The 15,780-nt window shown below is 71.9% G+C and carries 14 protein-coding genes, 1 tRNA gene and 1 pseudogene; 6 read left to right on the top strand and 10 right to left on the bottom strand.

Going from position 1 to position 15,780, the window contains the following annotated elements; translation table 11 throughout:
• The first annotated feature begins 186 nt into the window (after positions 1-186).
• Positions 187-1,572: an NAD(P)/FAD-dependent oxidoreductase gene (locus IG86_RS0129080; RefSeq protein ID WP_030823359.1), complete on the top strand. Its 1,386-nt coding sequence runs from the start codon at positions 187-189 to the stop codon at positions 1,570-1,572.
• 51 nt (positions 1,573-1,623) lie between these two features.
• On the opposite strand, the gene IG86_RS0129075 is transcribed toward IG86_RS0129080, so the two are convergent.
• Together IG86_RS0129075 and IG86_RS0129070 are read right to left on the bottom strand one after the other, a co-directional pair.
• Positions 1,624-1,701, bottom strand: a tRNA-Thr gene (locus tag IG86_RS0129075).
• A 77-nt stretch (positions 1,702-1,778) separates the two neighbouring features.
• Entirely contained in the window at positions 1,779-2,456 is a 678-nt protein-coding gene (locus tag IG86_RS0129070; RefSeq protein ID WP_030900791.1) for a hypothetical protein, read from the bottom strand.
• Positions 2,457-2,612: 156 nt separating this feature from the next.
• On the opposite strand from IG86_RS0129070, the gene IG86_RS0129065 reads away from it, so the two are divergent.
• The 3 genes from IG86_RS0129065 (at position 2,613) to IG86_RS0129055 (ending at position 5,108) form a co-directional block, all read left to right on the top strand.
• On the top strand, positions 2,613-3,701 hold the full coding sequence (locus IG86_RS0129065; protein WP_030658977.1) for an ABC transporter ATP-binding protein: 1,089 nt from the start codon (positions 2,613-2,615) through the stop codon (positions 3,699-3,701).
• Between the two features lie 206 nt (positions 3,702-3,907).
• Entirely contained in the window at positions 3,908-4,321 is a 414-nt protein-coding gene (locus IG86_RS0129060) for a hypothetical protein (RefSeq protein ID WP_030658980.1), read from the top strand.
• Between the two features lie 28 nt (positions 4,322-4,349).
• A complete protein-coding gene (locus IG86_RS0129055; RefSeq protein ID WP_030823302.1) occupies positions 4,350-5,108 on the top strand; it encodes a nucleotidyltransferase family protein in 759 nt (252 codons plus the stop codon).
• A gap of 115 nt (positions 5,109-5,223) precedes the next feature.
• Here IG86_RS0129055 and IG86_RS0129050 read toward each other — a convergent pair whose 3' ends face one another.
• From IG86_RS0129050 to IG86_RS0129025, 6 genes are all read right to left on the bottom strand, one after another.
• A complete protein-coding gene (locus IG86_RS0129050) occupies positions 5,224-6,750 on the bottom strand; it encodes a DoxX family protein (RefSeq protein ID WP_053679323.1) in 1,527 nt (508 codons plus the stop codon).
• Positions 6,751-6,892: 142 nt separating this feature from the next.
• Positions 6,893-7,864, bottom strand: a complete 972-nt coding sequence (gene rlmB / locus IG86_RS0129045; protein ID WP_030823289.1) for a 23S rRNA (guanosine(2251)-2'-O)-methyltransferase RlmB — start codon at positions 7,862-7,864, stop codon at positions 6,893-6,895.
• Between the two features lie 101 nt (positions 7,865-7,965).
• Complete coding sequence (gene cysS, locus IG86_RS0129040) at positions 7,966-9,366, bottom strand: cysteine--tRNA ligase (protein WP_030823288.1); 1,401 nt, start codon at positions 9,364-9,366, stop codon at positions 7,966-7,968.
• A gap of 93 nt (positions 9,367-9,459) precedes the next feature.
• Positions 9,460-9,963: a 2-C-methyl-D-erythritol 2,4-cyclodiphosphate synthase gene (gene ispF / locus IG86_RS0129035; protein ID WP_030823285.1), complete on the bottom strand. Its 504-nt coding sequence runs from the start codon at positions 9,961-9,963 to the stop codon at positions 9,460-9,462.
• A complete protein-coding gene (gene ispD, locus IG86_RS0129030; RefSeq protein WP_030658991.1) occupies positions 9,953-10,699 on the bottom strand; it encodes a 2-C-methyl-D-erythritol 4-phosphate cytidylyltransferase in 747 nt (248 codons plus the stop codon). The genes ispF and ispD overlap by 11 nt, the downstream gene beginning before the upstream one ends.
• A 307-nt stretch (positions 10,700-11,006) precedes the next feature.
• Positions 11,007-11,489 carry a CarD family transcriptional regulator gene (locus IG86_RS0129025; RefSeq protein WP_003953493.1) on the bottom strand — a complete coding sequence of 161 codons (483 nt, stop codon included), beginning with the start codon at positions 11,487-11,489 and terminating at the stop codon, positions 11,007-11,009.
• Between the two features lie 627 nt (positions 11,490-12,116).
• On the opposite strand from IG86_RS0129025, the gene IG86_RS0129020 reads away from it, so the two are divergent.
• Positions 12,117-12,803, top strand: coding sequence for a hypothetical protein (locus tag IG86_RS0129020; protein WP_030823282.1), 687 nt, complete (start codon positions 12,117-12,119; stop codon positions 12,801-12,803).
• A gap of 113 nt (positions 12,804-12,916) precedes the next feature.
• On the opposite strand, the gene phoP is transcribed toward IG86_RS0129020, so the two are convergent.
• Entirely contained in the window at positions 12,917-13,588 is a 672-nt protein-coding gene (gene phoP / locus IG86_RS0129015; protein WP_465270294.1) for a two-component system response regulator PhoP, read from the bottom strand.
• Between the two features lie 104 nt (positions 13,589-13,692).
• A pseudogene (gene phoR, locus IG86_RS0129010) lies at positions 13,693-14,838 on the bottom strand (two-component system sensor histidine kinase PhoR); the annotation flags it as partial.
• A 216-nt stretch (positions 14,839-15,054) separates the two neighbouring features.
• Between phoR and phoU the strand changes: the two are divergent.
• A complete protein-coding gene (gene phoU / locus IG86_RS0129005) occupies positions 15,055-15,732 on the top strand; it encodes a phosphate signaling complex protein PhoU (RefSeq protein ID WP_030900783.1) in 678 nt (225 codons plus the stop codon).
• The last annotated feature ends 48 nt before the right edge of the window (positions 15,733-15,780 follow it).

Below are 15,780 nucleotides of genomic sequence, written 5' to 3'. Positions count from 1 at the left end.
GGGCGGAGCCCCGGCAGCCGCCCGCAGGGCCAGACCCACCCCCGACCCGCCGAAGCGAGCCGTGCACCGCCGAGCAAGCCCGCAGGGCACCCCGCAGGGCAATCGGCAATCGGCCTTCCATCGGCCCCCGCGGCGCGACATCGCGTCCCTGGCACCCCGTGGGGGAAACGGTGTAGCAACTCCCCCATGACGATCAACGGCGGCATTTCCTTCTGGTACGCGACCGACCACGGCACCACCCCGCCCACCCCACCCCGCACGCCCCTCACCGCCCACACCACCACCGACGTCGTCATCGTCGGCGGCGGCTACACCGGCCTGTGGACCGCCTACTACCTCAAGCGGGCCGCCCCCGACCTGCGCGTCACCGTCCTGGAGCAGAAGTTCTGCGGCTACGGCGCCTCCGGCCGCAACGGCGGCTGGCTCTACAACGGCGTCGCCGGCCGCGACCGTTACGCCGCCCTCCACGGCCGGCAGGCCGCCGCGCGCCTCCAGCAGGCCATGAACGAGACCGTCACCGAGGTCATCGACGTCGCCGCCAAGGAGGGCATCGACGCCGACATCCACCGCGGCGGCGTCCTCGAAGTCGCCCGCACCCCCGCCCAGCTGGGCCGCCTCAAGGCCTTCCACGCCGCCGAGCTCGCCTTCGGGGAGACCGACCGCGAGCTGCACGACGCCGCCGCCACCCGCGCCCGCATCGACATCGCCGACGCCGTCGGCTCCGGCTGGAGCCCGCACGGCGCCCGCATCCACCCCCTCAAGCTGGTCAGGGGCCTGGCCGCGGCCTGCGAACGCCTCGGCGTGGTGATCCACGAATCGACCCCGGTCACGGAGATCTCCCCGGGCAAGGCCGTCACGCCCTACGGCACCGTCCGCGCCCCCCACGTCCTGCGCTGCACGGAAGGCTTCACGGCTGCCCTCAAGGGCCAGAAGCGGTCGTGGCTCCCGATGAACTCCTCGATGATCGCCACCGCCCCGCTGCCGGCCGAGACCTGGGCGCAGCTCGGCTGGTCGGGCCGGGAGGTCCTGGGCGACATGGCCCACGCGTACATGTACGCCCAGCGCACCGCCGACGACCGGATCGCGATCGGCGGGCGCGGGGTTCCGTACCGCTTCGGCTCGCGCACCGACAACGACGGCCGCACCCAGCCGGCCACCGTCGACTCCCTGCGCGACCTCCTCTTCTCCTTCTTCCCGGTGCTCACCGGCACGGAGATCACCCACGCCTGGTCGGGGGTCCTCGGCGTCCCGCGCGACTGGTGCGCGACCGTCACCCTGGACCGCACCACGGGCGTGGGCTGGGCGGGCGGCTACGTCGGCTCGGGCGTCGCGACGTCCAACCTCGCCGCCCGCACCCTGCGCGACCTGGTCCTCGGCGAGTCCACCGAGCTGACCGCCCTGCCGTGGGTGAACCACCGCGTGCGGCGCTGGGAGCCGGAGCCCTTCCGCTGGCTGGGCGTACAGGCCCTCTACGCCGCCTACCGCGAGGCGGACCGCCGGGAAGCCGCCACCCACACCCCGACGACGGCCCCCCTGGCCCGCCTCGCCGACCGCATCTCGGGCCGCCACTGACGAACAAGAACGCCGGAAGGCCCCGGACGATCGCCCGGGGCCTTCCGCTTCTGGAGCCCCCTGTCGGATTCGAACCGACGACCTACGCATTACAAGTGCGTTGCTCTGGCCGGACTGAGCTAAGGAGGCACGACCCACTCGCGCACACGGCGAGCGAAGCCGCCATCACTCTACACAGCGCGCGAATCCCCCTGCCATCACATTCGTCAGCCCCCCGCGGGGTACCCCGTCGACGCCACCGCCGCCGCCACGGCGGCCGGGTCCGCCTCCGGGTTCAGGGCTTTGACCACGTCACCCGTGAGGGGGCGCAGGGCGAACACGTGACGGATCGCGTCCAGGTCCACGGACCGCTCGTGGTAGTCCTCGGCGAAGTCGCGGTAGGCCTCCGGGGTGCCCGCCGCGAGCACCTCGAAGAGGTCCCGGGCGCCGTCGCCGTAGCCGCCGGGGTCCTCGGGGATCTCCACCGGTCCCGTGCGCCACGCCTCGTCCGCCGCCTCCCGCCAGAACACCACCGTGACGCGCGGGACGGGTCCGTCGCCGTCGTCGTCGCAGAACGCCGGCTCCGTCACGTACGGGCGGAACACCTCGGGCACGGCGTCGACCAGCCCCGGCCAGACCTCGACGTCCGCGCCGCCCCACGGGCTCATCCGGGATTCGTGGGCGAAGCCGCGCGCGTAGGCGCCCGCCGCCGAGAAGACGATGGCGTAGTCGTCGCCGGAGCCGTTGTCCATCAGGGCGGCCTCCTCCGTCTCGGACCAGTCGGCGGCGTACGCGAAGAACTGGTCCCGGGTGTCCATCACCGTCTCCAGCACGGCCAGGGCCCGGCAGCGGTCCCGCAGGGCCGGGACGTCGGGGAGGACCGGGAGGATCTCGTACACGCTCATGGGCGCATCGAAGCAGGTCGCACCGACAATCCCACACGCCCGCGGTGCTGACAGACGCCGTCGTGGGAGGTAGCGTCGGGCGGAGTCCGATTTCTGGACTAGACCTTCCACTCGGATCGTCCGGCACGTTCCTGCCGGTAGAAGGGATTCCTCACCATGGCTTCTGTCACTTTCGACAAGGCGACCCGTCTGTACCCGGGCGGCGACAAGCCCGCCGTCGACCAGCTGGAGCTGGAGATCGAGGACGGCGAGTTCCTCGTCCTCGTCGGCCCCTCCGGCTGCGGCAAGTCCACCTCGCTGCGCATGCTCGCCGGCCTGGAGGACGTCAACGGCGGCGCCATCCGCATCGGTGACCGCGACGTCACCCACCTGCCTCCCAAGGACCGGGACATCGCGATGGTGTTCCAGAACTACGCGCTCTACCCGCACATGAGCGTCGCCGACAACATGGGCTTCGCGCTCAAGATCGCCGGCGAGGACAAGGCCACCATCCGCAAGAAGGTGGAGGACGCGGCGAAGATGCTGGACCTCACCCAGTACCTGGACCGCAAGCCGAAGGCGCTCTCCGGCGGCCAGCGCCAGCGCGTCGCCATGGGCCGCGCGATCGTCCGCAAGCCGCAGGTGTTCCTGATGGACGAGCCGCTGTCGAACCTCGACGCCAAGCTCCGCGTGTCGACGCGTACGCAGATCGCCGCGCTCCAGCGCGACCTCGGCATCACCACCGTCTACGTCACCCACGACCAGGTCGAGGCCATGACCATGGGCGACCGGGTGGCCGTGCTCAAGGACGGTCTGCTCCAGCAGGTCGACACCCCGCGCAACATGTACGACCGTCCCGCGAACCTCTTCGTCGCCGGCTTCATCGGCTCCCCGGCCATGAACCTGGTCGAGGTCCCGATCACCGACGGCGGCGTGAAGTTCGGCGACAGCGTCGTCCCGGTGTCGCGCGCGGCGCTGTCCGCCGCGGCCGACGCGGGCGACCGCACCGTCACGGTCGGCGTCCGCCCGGAGCACTTCGACGTCGCCGAGACCGGCGGTCTGACCATCACCGTGAACGTCGTCGAGGAGCTCGGCGCCGACGGCTACGTCTACGGCTCGACCTCGGCCGCCGAGGGCTCGCAGGACCTCGTCGTCCGCGTGGGCGGCCGCCAGGTCCCGGAGAAGGGCTCCAGCCTGCACATCGTGCCGCGGGCGGGCGAGATCCACGTCTTCTCGACCTCTTCCGGGCAGCGACTGTCCGACTAGTCGCACCGGACACGGAGGTTGGAGGGGCGTCCCGTCAAGGGGCGCCCCTCCGCCGTCCGTTGCCGCAGGACACTCCACAGGAACCCCGGCAGACCGGGCCATTCGGGCGCGACCGTCAACCCGTAATTCGAAAAGCCACGTCGAACCATCCCCCGACAGGGTGACTAAATGTCGCCAAATCTTCACCGAGCGCTACTCTCGCCCTCGTGACCCACACTGCCCGCCGTATCGGCCGTTCCCTCGCCCTGGTCCTGCCCGTCGTCCTGGTCCTGTCCGGGACCCTCGCGGTCACCATGGTCCCCTGGGCGGACACTTCCTCCTCCCAGCTCGTCACCGCCTCCGCCGAGGGCGTCTCCACGCCCGCGAAGCCGCGCGCCGCCCACGAGGTGCTGCGCACGCAGCTCGTCGGCGAACTGCAGCAGGGCCAGGCGCCCGACGACGTCCTGACCCACCTCCAGCAGGAGGTGAACCGCCGGCCGTCGCTCGCCGAGCACTGCGTGGGGATCGCCCGGGCGCTCGGACGCGCCGCCGTCGAGGCGTACGGCCCGACGAAGGCCCAGTCGTTCGCCCGGCCCGTCTGCGACACCTCGTACGCCACCGGCGTCGCCTCCATGGGCTGACACGCGACCCGTCCCTACGCTGGCCGCCATGACCGACGACCCCCGATCCGCCTCCTCCGCAGCCGCGTTCCCCGCCGCCCCCACCCAGGCAGTCGTCCTGGCGGGCGGCCAGGGTTCGCGGCTGCGTCCGTACACCGACGACCGCCCCAAGCCGATGGTCGAGATCCCGGGGACCGGGCTGCCGATCATCGGGCACCAGCTGAACTGGCTGGCGGCCGAGGGGGTCACCGACGCCGTGGTCTCGTGCGGGCACCTCGCCGGGGTGCTCCAGGAGTGGCTGGCCGAGGCGCCGTTGCCGCTCCGCGTGACCACGGTGGTCGAGGAGGAGCCGCTGGGGCGCGGCGGCGGCCTGAAGTACGCCGCGCGGCACCTCCCGGACCCCGACGGGGCCTGGTACGCGACGAACGGCGACGTCTGGACGCGGTTCTCGCTGCGCGAGATGGCGGCCTTCCACGCCGAGCGCGGGGCGGTCGCGACGCTCGCGCTGGCCCGGCCGCGGATCCCGTGGGGGGTGGTGGAGACGAATGAGTTCGGGCACGTACTGGACTTCATCGAGGCCCCTCTGTCGCCCTATCCGGTGAACGCCGGGGTGTACGTCTTCGGGCCCGAATTCGCGGCGCTGCTCCCGGACTTGGGGGACCACGAGCGCACCACCTTCCCGCGGCTGGCGCGGGAGCGGCGGCTGGCGGGCTTCCCGCTGCCCCAGGGCGCCTACTGGCGGGCGATCGACACGGCCAAGGACCTCACCGAGGCCGCACGGGAGTTGGCGGCGCAGACGGGCCCCTGAGGCCTCTCACGGTCCCGGCGGCGGCCGGGCCTCCGGCACACCCCCCGCACACACCACAGGGGCCCGGCACGCTCTCGCGTGCCGGGCCCCTGTGTGCCGGCCCCTGGCGGAGGGCTCAGCCGATGAGCCCGCCGATCAGGCCGGGCTGCTTGGTCGGTGTGGTGCCTCCTCCGCGCGTGCTGCTCCCCGACGAGGACGACGACGACTTCGGCGCCGTGGACTGCCGGGGCGTGCTGCGCGGGGTCTGCTGCTTGCCGGTCGTGCCCCGGGTCGCGGTCGGCGACTCCGAGCCCGTCCCAGCGGTCTCCCGGGACGGTGCGCCCGACGCGGTCCTGCCGGCCTTGGCGGACGGCTCGGACGGGGAGGGCGTCGGCGAGGACGACTGCCGGCTCGGCTGCTGCTGCGCGGGCTGCTGCTTGGCCGGCGCCTGCGGCAGCGGGCGGCCCGGCAGGTAGTTGCTGGGGGCCTGGCCGGGCCCGGGGACGGTGACCACGGTGGTGGAGCGGACGGCACCGCCGAGGAGCGAGCCGACGAGCAGGGTGAGGCCGCAGACGACGGTCGCCATGACGGCCCCGCGCCGCAGCACGCGGCGGCGCAGCCGCCAGATCTCGGAGCGGGGCCCGAGGGTGCGCCAGGCCTCGCCGGCGAGGCGCCCGTCGAGGGAGTAGACCGGGGCGCCCGCGATGATCAGCGGGCTCCAGGCGGCGAGGTAGATGATGTCGGGCGCGTCGTAGGCCGGGACGGTCTTCCAGCTGACCGTCATCAGCAGCGCGGCGGACAGCAGCGCCCCGAAGCAGGCGGCGAACCGCTGCCACAGGCCGAAGACCGTCAGCACGCCGACGATGACCTGGAGGAAGGCCACGCTGAGGCCCGCGCCCACCGGGTGCGCGAGCGCGAAGTCGCGCAGCGGCTCGGCCAGCGCCCACGGGGTCAGGGTGTGCAGCCAGGTGACCATGGAGCCGCGCTCGCCGCCGTCGAAGTAGACGGGGTCGCACAGCTTGCCCATGCCGGCGTAGATGGAGATGAAGCCGAGGAAGACGCGCAGCGGGAGCAGCACGACGCCGAGGTTCATCCGGCGGCCGGGGTAGTAGGAGGCCTGCCCGCGGTTGTCGGCCGCGGGGCGCCGGGATTCCGGTCCGGTACCGGCCCCGGAGCCGGGCGGCTGCTCGTACGGGAGGTCCCGTACGGGGGCCAGGGGGCGCGTCTCGGCGGGGTCCCCGTAGCTGCGCTGGCCGATGACGGTCGGCGTGGCGAGGGTGTCCTCGGCGAGGTCGTGGGCCATGTCGATGCGCGGGATGACCTGGGTGGCGACGCCGTCGTACCCGTCGTGGCCGCGCCCGGCCTCGCGAACTGCCTGGAGCAGTCCGCCCATGGCCGCGGCGGCGTCTCCGGTGTCGGACTTGCCGCTCCAGACCACGGGGGCCCGGCGGCGGGTGGCCCCGGCGGCCGCCACCACGGCGCCGCCCAGGACGGGCGCGCGGCCGGGGGCCTTCGCGGGCTTGGAACGCGCGCTCGGGCTCGGTGCGAGCCGCACGCGGAAGCTGGCGTGGTTGACGATGACCTGTGCGGGGTCGCACGGCACCTTGACCATGCTCAGCGCGGGCTGGTCGTCGAACCCTGACGTTCTGGTGTCCACACTCATCTAACCGAGTGATCAGTGTTTAGGACACTGCCTTGACATCAGGGATCTGTCCGAGACCCGTCAAGATCAAGCCACCCCGCCCGAAACGGGCGGGGTGACACGCTCACGGGTCACTGTCCGTGAGCCAAGTGGATCAAAGCGGTCAGGTGCGGGGCTGCGTGGCGCGGCGGCGGGCCGCCTCGTAGAGCACGACGCCCGCGGCGACACCGGCGTTGAGGGACTCGGCGCCGCCCGGCATCGGGATGCGCACGAGGTAGTCGCAGTTCTCGCCGACGAGACGGCCCAGGCCCTTGCCCTCGGAGCCGACGACGATGACGACCGGGCCGCCGAGCGCCTCCAGGTCCTGCACCTCGTGCGTGCCCTCGGCCGCGAGGCCGACGATGGCGATGCCGGCCTTCTTGTACTCCTGCAGGGCGCGGGTGAGGTTGGTGACGCGGGAGACCGGGGTGCGGGCGGCGGTGCCGGCCGAGGTCTTCCAGGCACCGGCGGTCATGCCGGCGGCGCGGCGCTCGGGGATGACCACGCCGTGACCGCCGAAGGCGGAGACGGAGCGAACGATCGCGCCGAGGTTGCGCGGGTCGGTGACGCCGTCGAGGGCGACGATGAGGGGGTCCTCGCCGTTGTCGTAGGCGGCGTCGGTGAGGTCCTCGGGGTGCGCGTACTCGTACGGCGGCACCTGCAGGACCAGGCCCTGGTGGTTGAGCCCGTTGGTCATGCGGTCGAGCTCGGGGCGCGGGGCTTCCATCAGGTTGATGTTGCCGCGCTCGCCGGCGAGCTGGAGCGCCTCGCGGACGCGCTCGTCGTTGTCGATGAACTGCTGGACGTAGAGGGTGGTGGCGGGGACGCCGTCACGCAGCGCCTCGAAGACCGGGTTGCGGCCTACGACCATCTCGCTGGTGCCCTTGGGGCCGCCGCGGCGCGGTGCCGGACGGCGCTTGGCCGCCTGGCGGGCCATGGCGTTGGCGATGCGGTTCGCCTTGTGCTTCTTGCGGTCCTCGGCCTTGGGCGTGGGGCCCTTGCCCTCCAGGCCCTTGCGCCGCTGGCCACCGCTGCCGACCGTCGCGCCCTTCTTGTTGGACGTGCGGCGGTTCCTGCGCTGGCTGTTCCCGGCCATGACCTCTACCTGTTTTCGTTGATGCTGCGATATGTACGTATGAAGAGTGTGCCGCCCGGAAGGCCGGGCGGCACAGTCGGACTGCTCCGGGTGCCGGGGGCTCAGCGGGGGCCGAGCGTCCAGCGCGGCCCCGTCGGGCTGTCCTCGATGACCAGACCGGACTGCTGGAGCTGGTCGCGGATGGCGTCGGCGGTCGCCCAGTCCTTGCGGGCCCGGGCGGACTCGCGCTGGTCCAGGACCAGGCGGACGAGGGTGTCCACGGCTCCGTGGAGGTCCTCGCCGCGGTCGGTCTCGCCGGCCCAGTGCGGGTCGAGCGGGTCCAGGCCGAGGACGCCCAGCATGGCCCGTACCTCGGACAGGCGGGCGATGGCCGCGTCCTTGTCGTCGGCGGCGAGCGCGCTGTTGCCCTGGCGGACGGTGGTGTGGACGATGGCGAGCGCCTGCGGGACGCCGAGGTCGTCGTCCATGGCCTCGGCGAAGGCGGGCGGGACCTCCTTCGCGGCCTCGACGGGGCCTCCGGCCTTCTCCACGACGCGCTGGACGAAGCCCTCGATGCGGGCGAAGGCCGACTCGGCCTCCCGCAGCGCCTCCTCGCTGTACTCGATCATCGACCGGTAGTGCGGGGTGCCGAGGTAGTAGCGCAGGACGATCGGGCGCCACTGCTTGACCATCTCGGAGACGAGGACCGAGTTCCCGAGGGACTTGGACATCTTCTCGCCGGACATGGTGACCCAGGCGTTGTGGACCCAGTAGTTCGCGAACTCGTCGCCGAAGGCCTTGGCCTGGGCGATCTCGTTCTCGTGGTGCGGGAAGATCAGGTCGAGGCCGCCGCCGTGGACGTCGAAGGCCTCGCCGAGGTACTTGTGCGCCATGGCGGAGCATTCGAGGTGCCAGCCCGGACGGCCGCGGCCCCACGGGGTCTCCCAGGAGGGCTCGCCCGGCTTGACGGACTTCCACATGGCGAAGTCGCGGGGGTCGCGCTTGCCCGTCTCGCCCTCGCCGGAGGGCTGGAGCAGGTTGTCGAGCTCCTGGTTGGACAGGCTCAGGTAGCCGGGGAAGGAGCGCACGTCGAAGTAGACGTTGCCGTCGGACTCGTAGGCGTGGCCGCGCTCGATCAGGCCGCGCATCATCTCGATCATCTCGGGGACGTGGCCCGTGGCGCGCGGCTCGTAGGTGGGCCGCAGGCAGCCGAGGGCGTCGTACCCGTTGTTGAAGGCCTGCTCGTTGTCGTAGCCGATGGACCACCAGGGGCGGCCCTGCTCGGCCGACTTCGCGATGATCTTGTCGTCGATGTCGGTGACGTTGCGGATGAAGGTGACGTCGTAGCCGCGGTACTCGAACCAGCGGCGCATCATGTCGAAGTTGAGGCCCGACCGGATGTGCCCGATGTGCGGGGCCGCCTGCACGGTGGCACCACAGAGGTAGATCGAGACGCAGCCCGGAACGAGCGGGGTGAAGTCGCGGATCTGCCGGGCGTTGGTGTCGTACAGGCGAATAGTCACGGCATCCAGGGTAGTGCGCCTGTAGCAGTGCCCCGCGACCTTTGGGGTCGCGGGGCCGCTTTGTTGCCGAAGATGTGCCGTCACGGCGGGCGTTCAGGCCCGGTTCGTCCGGTACACGAGGGCGGTGGCGATGGCGGCGAGCCCTTCGGCCCGGCCGGTCAGGCCCAGTCCGTCGGTGGTGGTGCCCGATACGGAGACGGGGGCGCCCGCGGCGGCCGCGAGCGCCTTCTGCGCCTCTTCGCGCCGCTTGCCGATCTTCGGACGGACACCGATCACCTGGATGGCGATGTTGCCGATCTCGAAGCCCTCCGCGCGCACGATCCGGGCGGCCTCTGCCAGCAGGGTGACCCCGGCGGCGCCGGACCACTCGGGGCGGGAGGTGCCGAAGTGCGCGCCGAGGTCGCCGACTCCGGCGGCCGAGAAGAGGGCGTCGCAGGCGGCGTGGGCGGCGACGTCGCCGTCGGAGTGCCCGGCGAGGCCGTCCTCCCCCTCCCACAGCAGGCCGGCGCACCACAGCTCGCGGCCGGTCTCGAAGGCGTGCACGTCGGTGCCGATCCCGACGAGCGGGATCAGCGGTGCGTCGGAGCTAGAACCCATCGGTGGCCCTCCTGCGGGCGAGTACGGCCTCTGCGAGGACCAGGTCGAGCGGTCGGGTGACCTTGAAGGCCTCTTCGTGTCCCGGGATCACCACGACGGGGACGCCGAGGCGTTCCACCATGCCGGCGTCGTCGGTGGCGCCCTCGCCGTCCACCGCGATCGCGGCGTGCGCCTCCAGGAGCGTGGCGAGGTCGAAGCCCTGCGGGGTCTGCACGGCGCGCAGCCGGGCCCGCTCGGGCGTGGCGACGACCGGCTCGGGCTCGCCCGGCCTGCCGGGCTCGACCTCCTTGACGGTGTCCGCCAGCGGGAGCGCGGGGACCACGGCGCGGGCGCCGTCGCGCACGGCCTCGACGACGGCGTCCACGGTGTCCACCGGGACGAGCGGGCGGGCCGCGTCGTGGATCAGTACGGAGGTGACGTCCTGCGGCAGCGCGTCCAGGCCGGCCCGTACGGACTCCTGGCGGGTCTCGCCGCCGGGGACGACCAGGACCTCGGTCCGCTCGGGCAGCGCGTGCTCGCCCAGCAGGAGGCGCACCTCGGCCGCTTCGGCGGCGGGGGCGACGACCACCACGACGGACACCGCGCGGGAGCGGGCCATCGCGCGGACGGCGTGGACGAGCATCGGGGTGCCGCCGAGGGCCCGCAGGGCCTTGGGGGCGCCGGGGCCGAGGCGTACGCCGCGGCCGGCGGCCGGGATCACCGCGGCCGTGCGGCGGGGGCGCGTTACGTCAGACATCAGTAGCTCCGAGCCAGGTTTCCGAGCCAGGTTTGTGACTTCGGCCGACATGGGTATGGCCTGAAGGGTGCCGGGTGCGACGCCCCTCGCCCCTTCCGTGACGACCGGTCGAGCAGGCTGCCCGGACCCGGCACGCCAGTGAGAAGTACGCGTACGAGTACGACTGACTAGGGAAGCAGAAGTACGAGTACGGCAAGAGGTACGGATACAGACATGCCGCAGCGCCCGGCAACAGGTCTCTCCCGGGGGAGAAGCCTTGTCATCGGGCACCGCGGCAAGCTGTGCACACCGTGCACGGGGCCTCGCGTCAGGACGCGAGCACCTCGTCGAGGAGGGCCTCGGCCTTGTCCTCGTTCGTGTTCTCAGCGAGCGCGAGCTCGCTGACCAGGATCTGGCGCGCCTTCGCGAGCATGCGCTTCTCGCCCGCGGAGAGCCCGCGCTCGCGCTCACGACGCCACAGGTCACGCACCACTTCGGCGACCTTGATGACATCGCCAGAAGCGAGCTTCTCCAGATTTGCCTTGTAGCGCCGGGACCAGTTCGTCGGCTCTTCTGCATACGGTGCACGAAGCACCTCGAAGACCCGGTCCAGCCCGTCCTGGCCGACTACGTCGCGAACGCCGACGAACTCCGCATTGTCCGCAGGCACACGAACCGTCAGGTCGCCCTGGGCGACCTTGAGCACCAAGTAGGTCTTGTCCACGCCTTTGATCTGGCGAGTCTCAATGGCCTCGATCAGCGCGGCCCCGTGATGGGGATAGACCACGGTGTCGCCAACCTTGAACGTCATGTGACAGGTACCCCTTCCGTGGCTATCCAGGGTAACACGAGAACTGACTGTTATGAATGGCGTTTTCGCAGGTCAGGGCACATCTCGGGGCTTGACAACAGCGACAGGAACGTGCTGCGGAAGGGTTCCGGAAGGGGGTATTCGCAGGTCGGGGGCGCTGCGCGGACCAGGCGAAAGGGCCACGCTACACCCGCCGCACACCCCCACCAGTGTGACGTACGTCCCGTTTTGCCGGGTTGAGAGTCGCGAAACCGAACTGCTCCGTTCGGCTGGCGAGCACGCGTGCGGGAGCGGGTTCCGGCCCAATCCGGAATTGATCACCGAGTGGCGTTCGGGGGAATCCGGGAATTGATCAACGCGCGGCGGACGCACGATATGCGAGCGCCACATGATCGGCGAGGTGAACGACAAGGCGGACCCCGCCCGGAATGCAAGATCGTGGACCACCCCCAGGGCGGCGGCCGCCCTGCGGAGGGTCGGGTGCGGGGGCGGGGCGGCGGCTCGGTAACCTAAGCGCGCTGACACACCCTTAGAGCGGCTTCACCTCGGCCGCTCCGGGGGTACCTCCCAGCGGTTGCCGGGAGAGCCCACCCTCCGTTTCCGTTCGTCCTAGGAGTTGCCGCCGCCGTGAGCCGCAGCCTTCGACGCGGCGCCCTCGCCGCCACCGCCGTCGTGTTCTCGATCGCCTCGCTGGCCGCATGCGGTGCGGGCAAAGACGCGCAGACTCTCCAGATCAAGCCGGACAACGCCGCCGTGACCAAGGGCGACATCGAGATCCAGAACGCTCTGGTGATCACCCAGGGCGAGAAGGACAAGAAGGGCCCGGCCGTCGTCTCGGCGACCGTCTTCAACAACGGCACCAAGGCGCAGACGCTTGACGGCATCACCCTTGCGGATGGCAAGGGCAAGGTCGCGCTGAAGCCGGCCGAGGGCGGCGGCAAGATCACCGTGCCGGCCGGCGGCTCCGTGGTGCTCGGCGGCAAGGGCAACGCCTCCGCCGTGATCGAGAACGGCTCCGAGGCCGCGAAGAACGGCGACGTGCAGAAGGTCGTCTTCCAGCTGAGCAGCACCGGTGGCGTCGAGCTCCAGGCCTTCGTGGTCCCGGCCACCGGCATGTACGCGGGCTTCGGTCCGTCGGCGGCCCCGTCCGCCGCCCCGTCCGCCACCCCGGCGGGCACCCCGTCCGGCACCCCGGCCGCCACCCCGGGCGGTACCCCGGCCGCGACCCCGGCCGCCGGCGCCACCCCGTCCGGCAGCGCCTCGGGCGCGGCCGCTTCGCCGTCGGGCTCCGCCTCGCACGCCGCGGGCCACTGACCCCGGTCACGGCGTAGCTCCGTACGCATACGGAAAGGGCCCCCGTCCGCACCAGCGGACGGGGGCCCTTCTCCGTGGCCCTGCGCTGCGGTCCCGCAGCGGTCCGGTCCGGCTTACGGCTCGAACTTGTAGCCGAGGCCGCGGACCGTGACCAGGTAGCGCGGCGCGCCCGGATCGGGCTCGATCTTGGCCCGCAGGCGCTTGACGTGGACGTCCAGGGTCTTGGTGTCGCCGACGTAGTCGGCGCCCCAGACCCGATCGATCAGCTGCATGCGGGTCAGCACGCGGCCCGCGTTGCGCAGCAGCATCTCCAGCAGGTCGAACTCCTTCAGCGGGAGGTCCACCTTGCCGCCGGCGACGGTGACCACGTGACGGTCGACGTCCATCCGTACGGGGCCGGCCTCCAGGGCCGCCGGGGTGACCTCCTCCGGCTCTCCGCGGCGGCGCAGGACCGCGCGGATGCGGGCGACCAGCTCCCGCGAGGAGAAGGGCTTGGTGACGTAGTCGTCTGCTCCTATCTCCAGCCCGACGACCTTGTCGATCTCGCTGTCCTTGGCGGTCACCATGATCACGGGAACGTTGGAGCGGCCGCGCAGCTGCCGGCAGACCTCGGTGCCGGGCAGGCCCGGCAGCATCAGGTCGAGGAGGACGAGGTCGGCGCCGTTGCGCTCGAACTCGTCGAGCCCGTCGGGGCCGGTCGCCGCGATGGCGACCTCGAAGCCCTCCTTGCGGAGCATGTAGGACAGGGCGTCGCTGAAGGATTCCTCATCCTCGACGACGAGCACTCGGGTCACGGAAGGACCTCCGGGGCAGGGATGGCTGGAGCGGTTCTGGTTCAGGCTGGGGTCGGGTGGGTGCGGGGGGCCGCCGCGGGGGCGGCGGCGGCCGCTTCGGGGAGTCGCAGGGTGAAGGTGGAGCCCTGGCCCTCCGAGCTCCACACCGACACCTCCCCGCCGTGGGAGGCGGCCACGTGCTTCACGATCGCAAGGCCGAGGCCGGTTCCTCCCGTGGCGCGGGAGCGGGCCGGGTCCACGCGGTAGAAGCGCTCGAAGATGCGCTCGCGGTCCTTCTCCGGGATGCCGATGCCCTGGTCGGTCACGGCGATCTCGATCAAGTCTCCCCCGGGAGCCGTCACCCGGCGCGCGGCGATGCCGACACGGGTGCGGGCGGGACTGTAGTTGACGGCGTTCTCGACGAGGTTTCCGAGGGCGGCCGCCAGCTGCCCCCGGTGTCCCCACACCCGCAGGTCGGCGGTGCCGCCGGCGGCCATGGTGATCTGTTTGGCGGTGGCCGTGTGGCGGCAGCGGTCGATGGCCTCCGCCACCAGCGTGTCCACGCGTACGGGCTCGGCGTCCTCCAGGGCCTCGTCGTTCTGTACCCGGGAGAGGTCGATGAGTTCCTGCACGAGGTTGATCAGCCGCGTGGACTCGATCTGCATGCGGCCCGCGAAGCGGGTGACCGCCTCGGGGTCGTCGGCCGCGTCCATGACGGCCTCGGACAGCAGGGAGATCGCCCCGACCGGGGTCTTCAGCTCGTGGGAGACGTTGGCGACGAAGTCGCGGCGTACGGCTTCGATGCGGCGGGCCTCGGTGAGGTCCTCGACCAGGAGGAGCACCAGGCGGGAGCCGAGCGGGGCGACGCGTGCCGAGACGGCGAGGGCCTCTCCCCGGCCGGTACCGCGGCGGGGCAGGTCCAGCTCGACCTGCCGTATCTCCCCGTCGCGGCGGGTGTCGCGGGCCATGTGGAGCATGGGCTCGACGGCCAGCTTGCCGCCGCGTACGAGCCCGAGGGCGTAGGCGGCGGACGAGGCCTTCACGACGGCGTCGCCCTCGTCGAGGACCACGGCGGAGGAGCGGAGCACGGACAGCACGGTGTCCACGCCGGGCGGGAGCACCGCGTTGATGTCGGGGCGCATGGAGCTCCGGGTGGGGCGGGCCTGGTCGCGCTCGCTCCAGCGGAACGCCAGCATCGCGATGACGCCGGTGCACAGACCGGCGATCGCTGCAGCTGCGGCGACCGCCGCGTTCACGTCCATGGATCCAGGTTAAGCAGGCGCGACGACACTTCCACAGCCGTTCGGGTGGCACCTCGAACAGTCGTCGCCCAGAGTTCACCCTGGCGACGGGGTTGATTCACTTGTGGTGCCGGAGTCGGACGCGTTTGCGGCTCACCGTGTCAACGTGGGGCAGAAGGCCGCCCCGGCCCGCCCCGGGCATCACCGCAGTAGTAGGTCGAGAGAGGGACACGAGACATGCGCGACGCGTACCACGAGGAACTGGACTCGATCGGAGAAGGCCTGGTCGAGATGGCCCGGCTCGTCGGTTCCGCGATCGGGCGGGCCACGACGTCCATGCTCGATGCCGACCTCAAGCTGGCCGAGAGCGTCATCGCCGCCGACCAGAAGGTCGACGACCTCCAGCACGACCTGGAGGCCCGCGCCATCGCACTGCTGGCCCGCCAGCAGCCGGTCGCCACCGACCTGCGGATCGTGGTGACCTCGCTGCGCATGAGCGCCGACCTGGAGCGCAGCGGCGACCTGGCCCAGCACGTGGCGAAGCTCGCCCGGCTGCGCTTCCCGGACCGCGCCGTCCCGCGTGACCTGCACGCGACGATCCTGGAGATGGGGCAGCTGGCGCAGCGCCTGATGGCGAAGGCGGCCGAGGTCATCATCACGAAGGACGTCGACCTGGCGCTCCAGCTGGAGCAGGACGACGACGAGATGGACCAGCTGCACCGGACGCTGTTCCAGCACCTGATGGACGACCGCTGGAAGCACGGCATCGAGACGGCGGTGGACGTGACGCTGCTCGGCCGCTACTACGAGCGCTTCGCGGACCACGCGGTGTCGGTGGCCAAGCGCGTGGTCTACCTGGTGACGGGAGAGCACGCGGACGACCTCCAGCAGCCGACCCAGATCGAGGGCGCCTGATCGCGGGCGCCTGACGGCGGCGGCAGGCGGGCGGCGGTCGGGCCGGCG

The organism is Streptomyces virginiae (assembly GCF_000720455.1).
GTDB lineage: Bacteria > Actinomycetota > Actinomycetes > Streptomycetales > Streptomycetaceae > Streptomyces > Streptomyces virginiae.
Note: the sequence above shows the minus strand (reverse complement) of the source record. Positions and strands in the feature narration are given on the sequence as shown.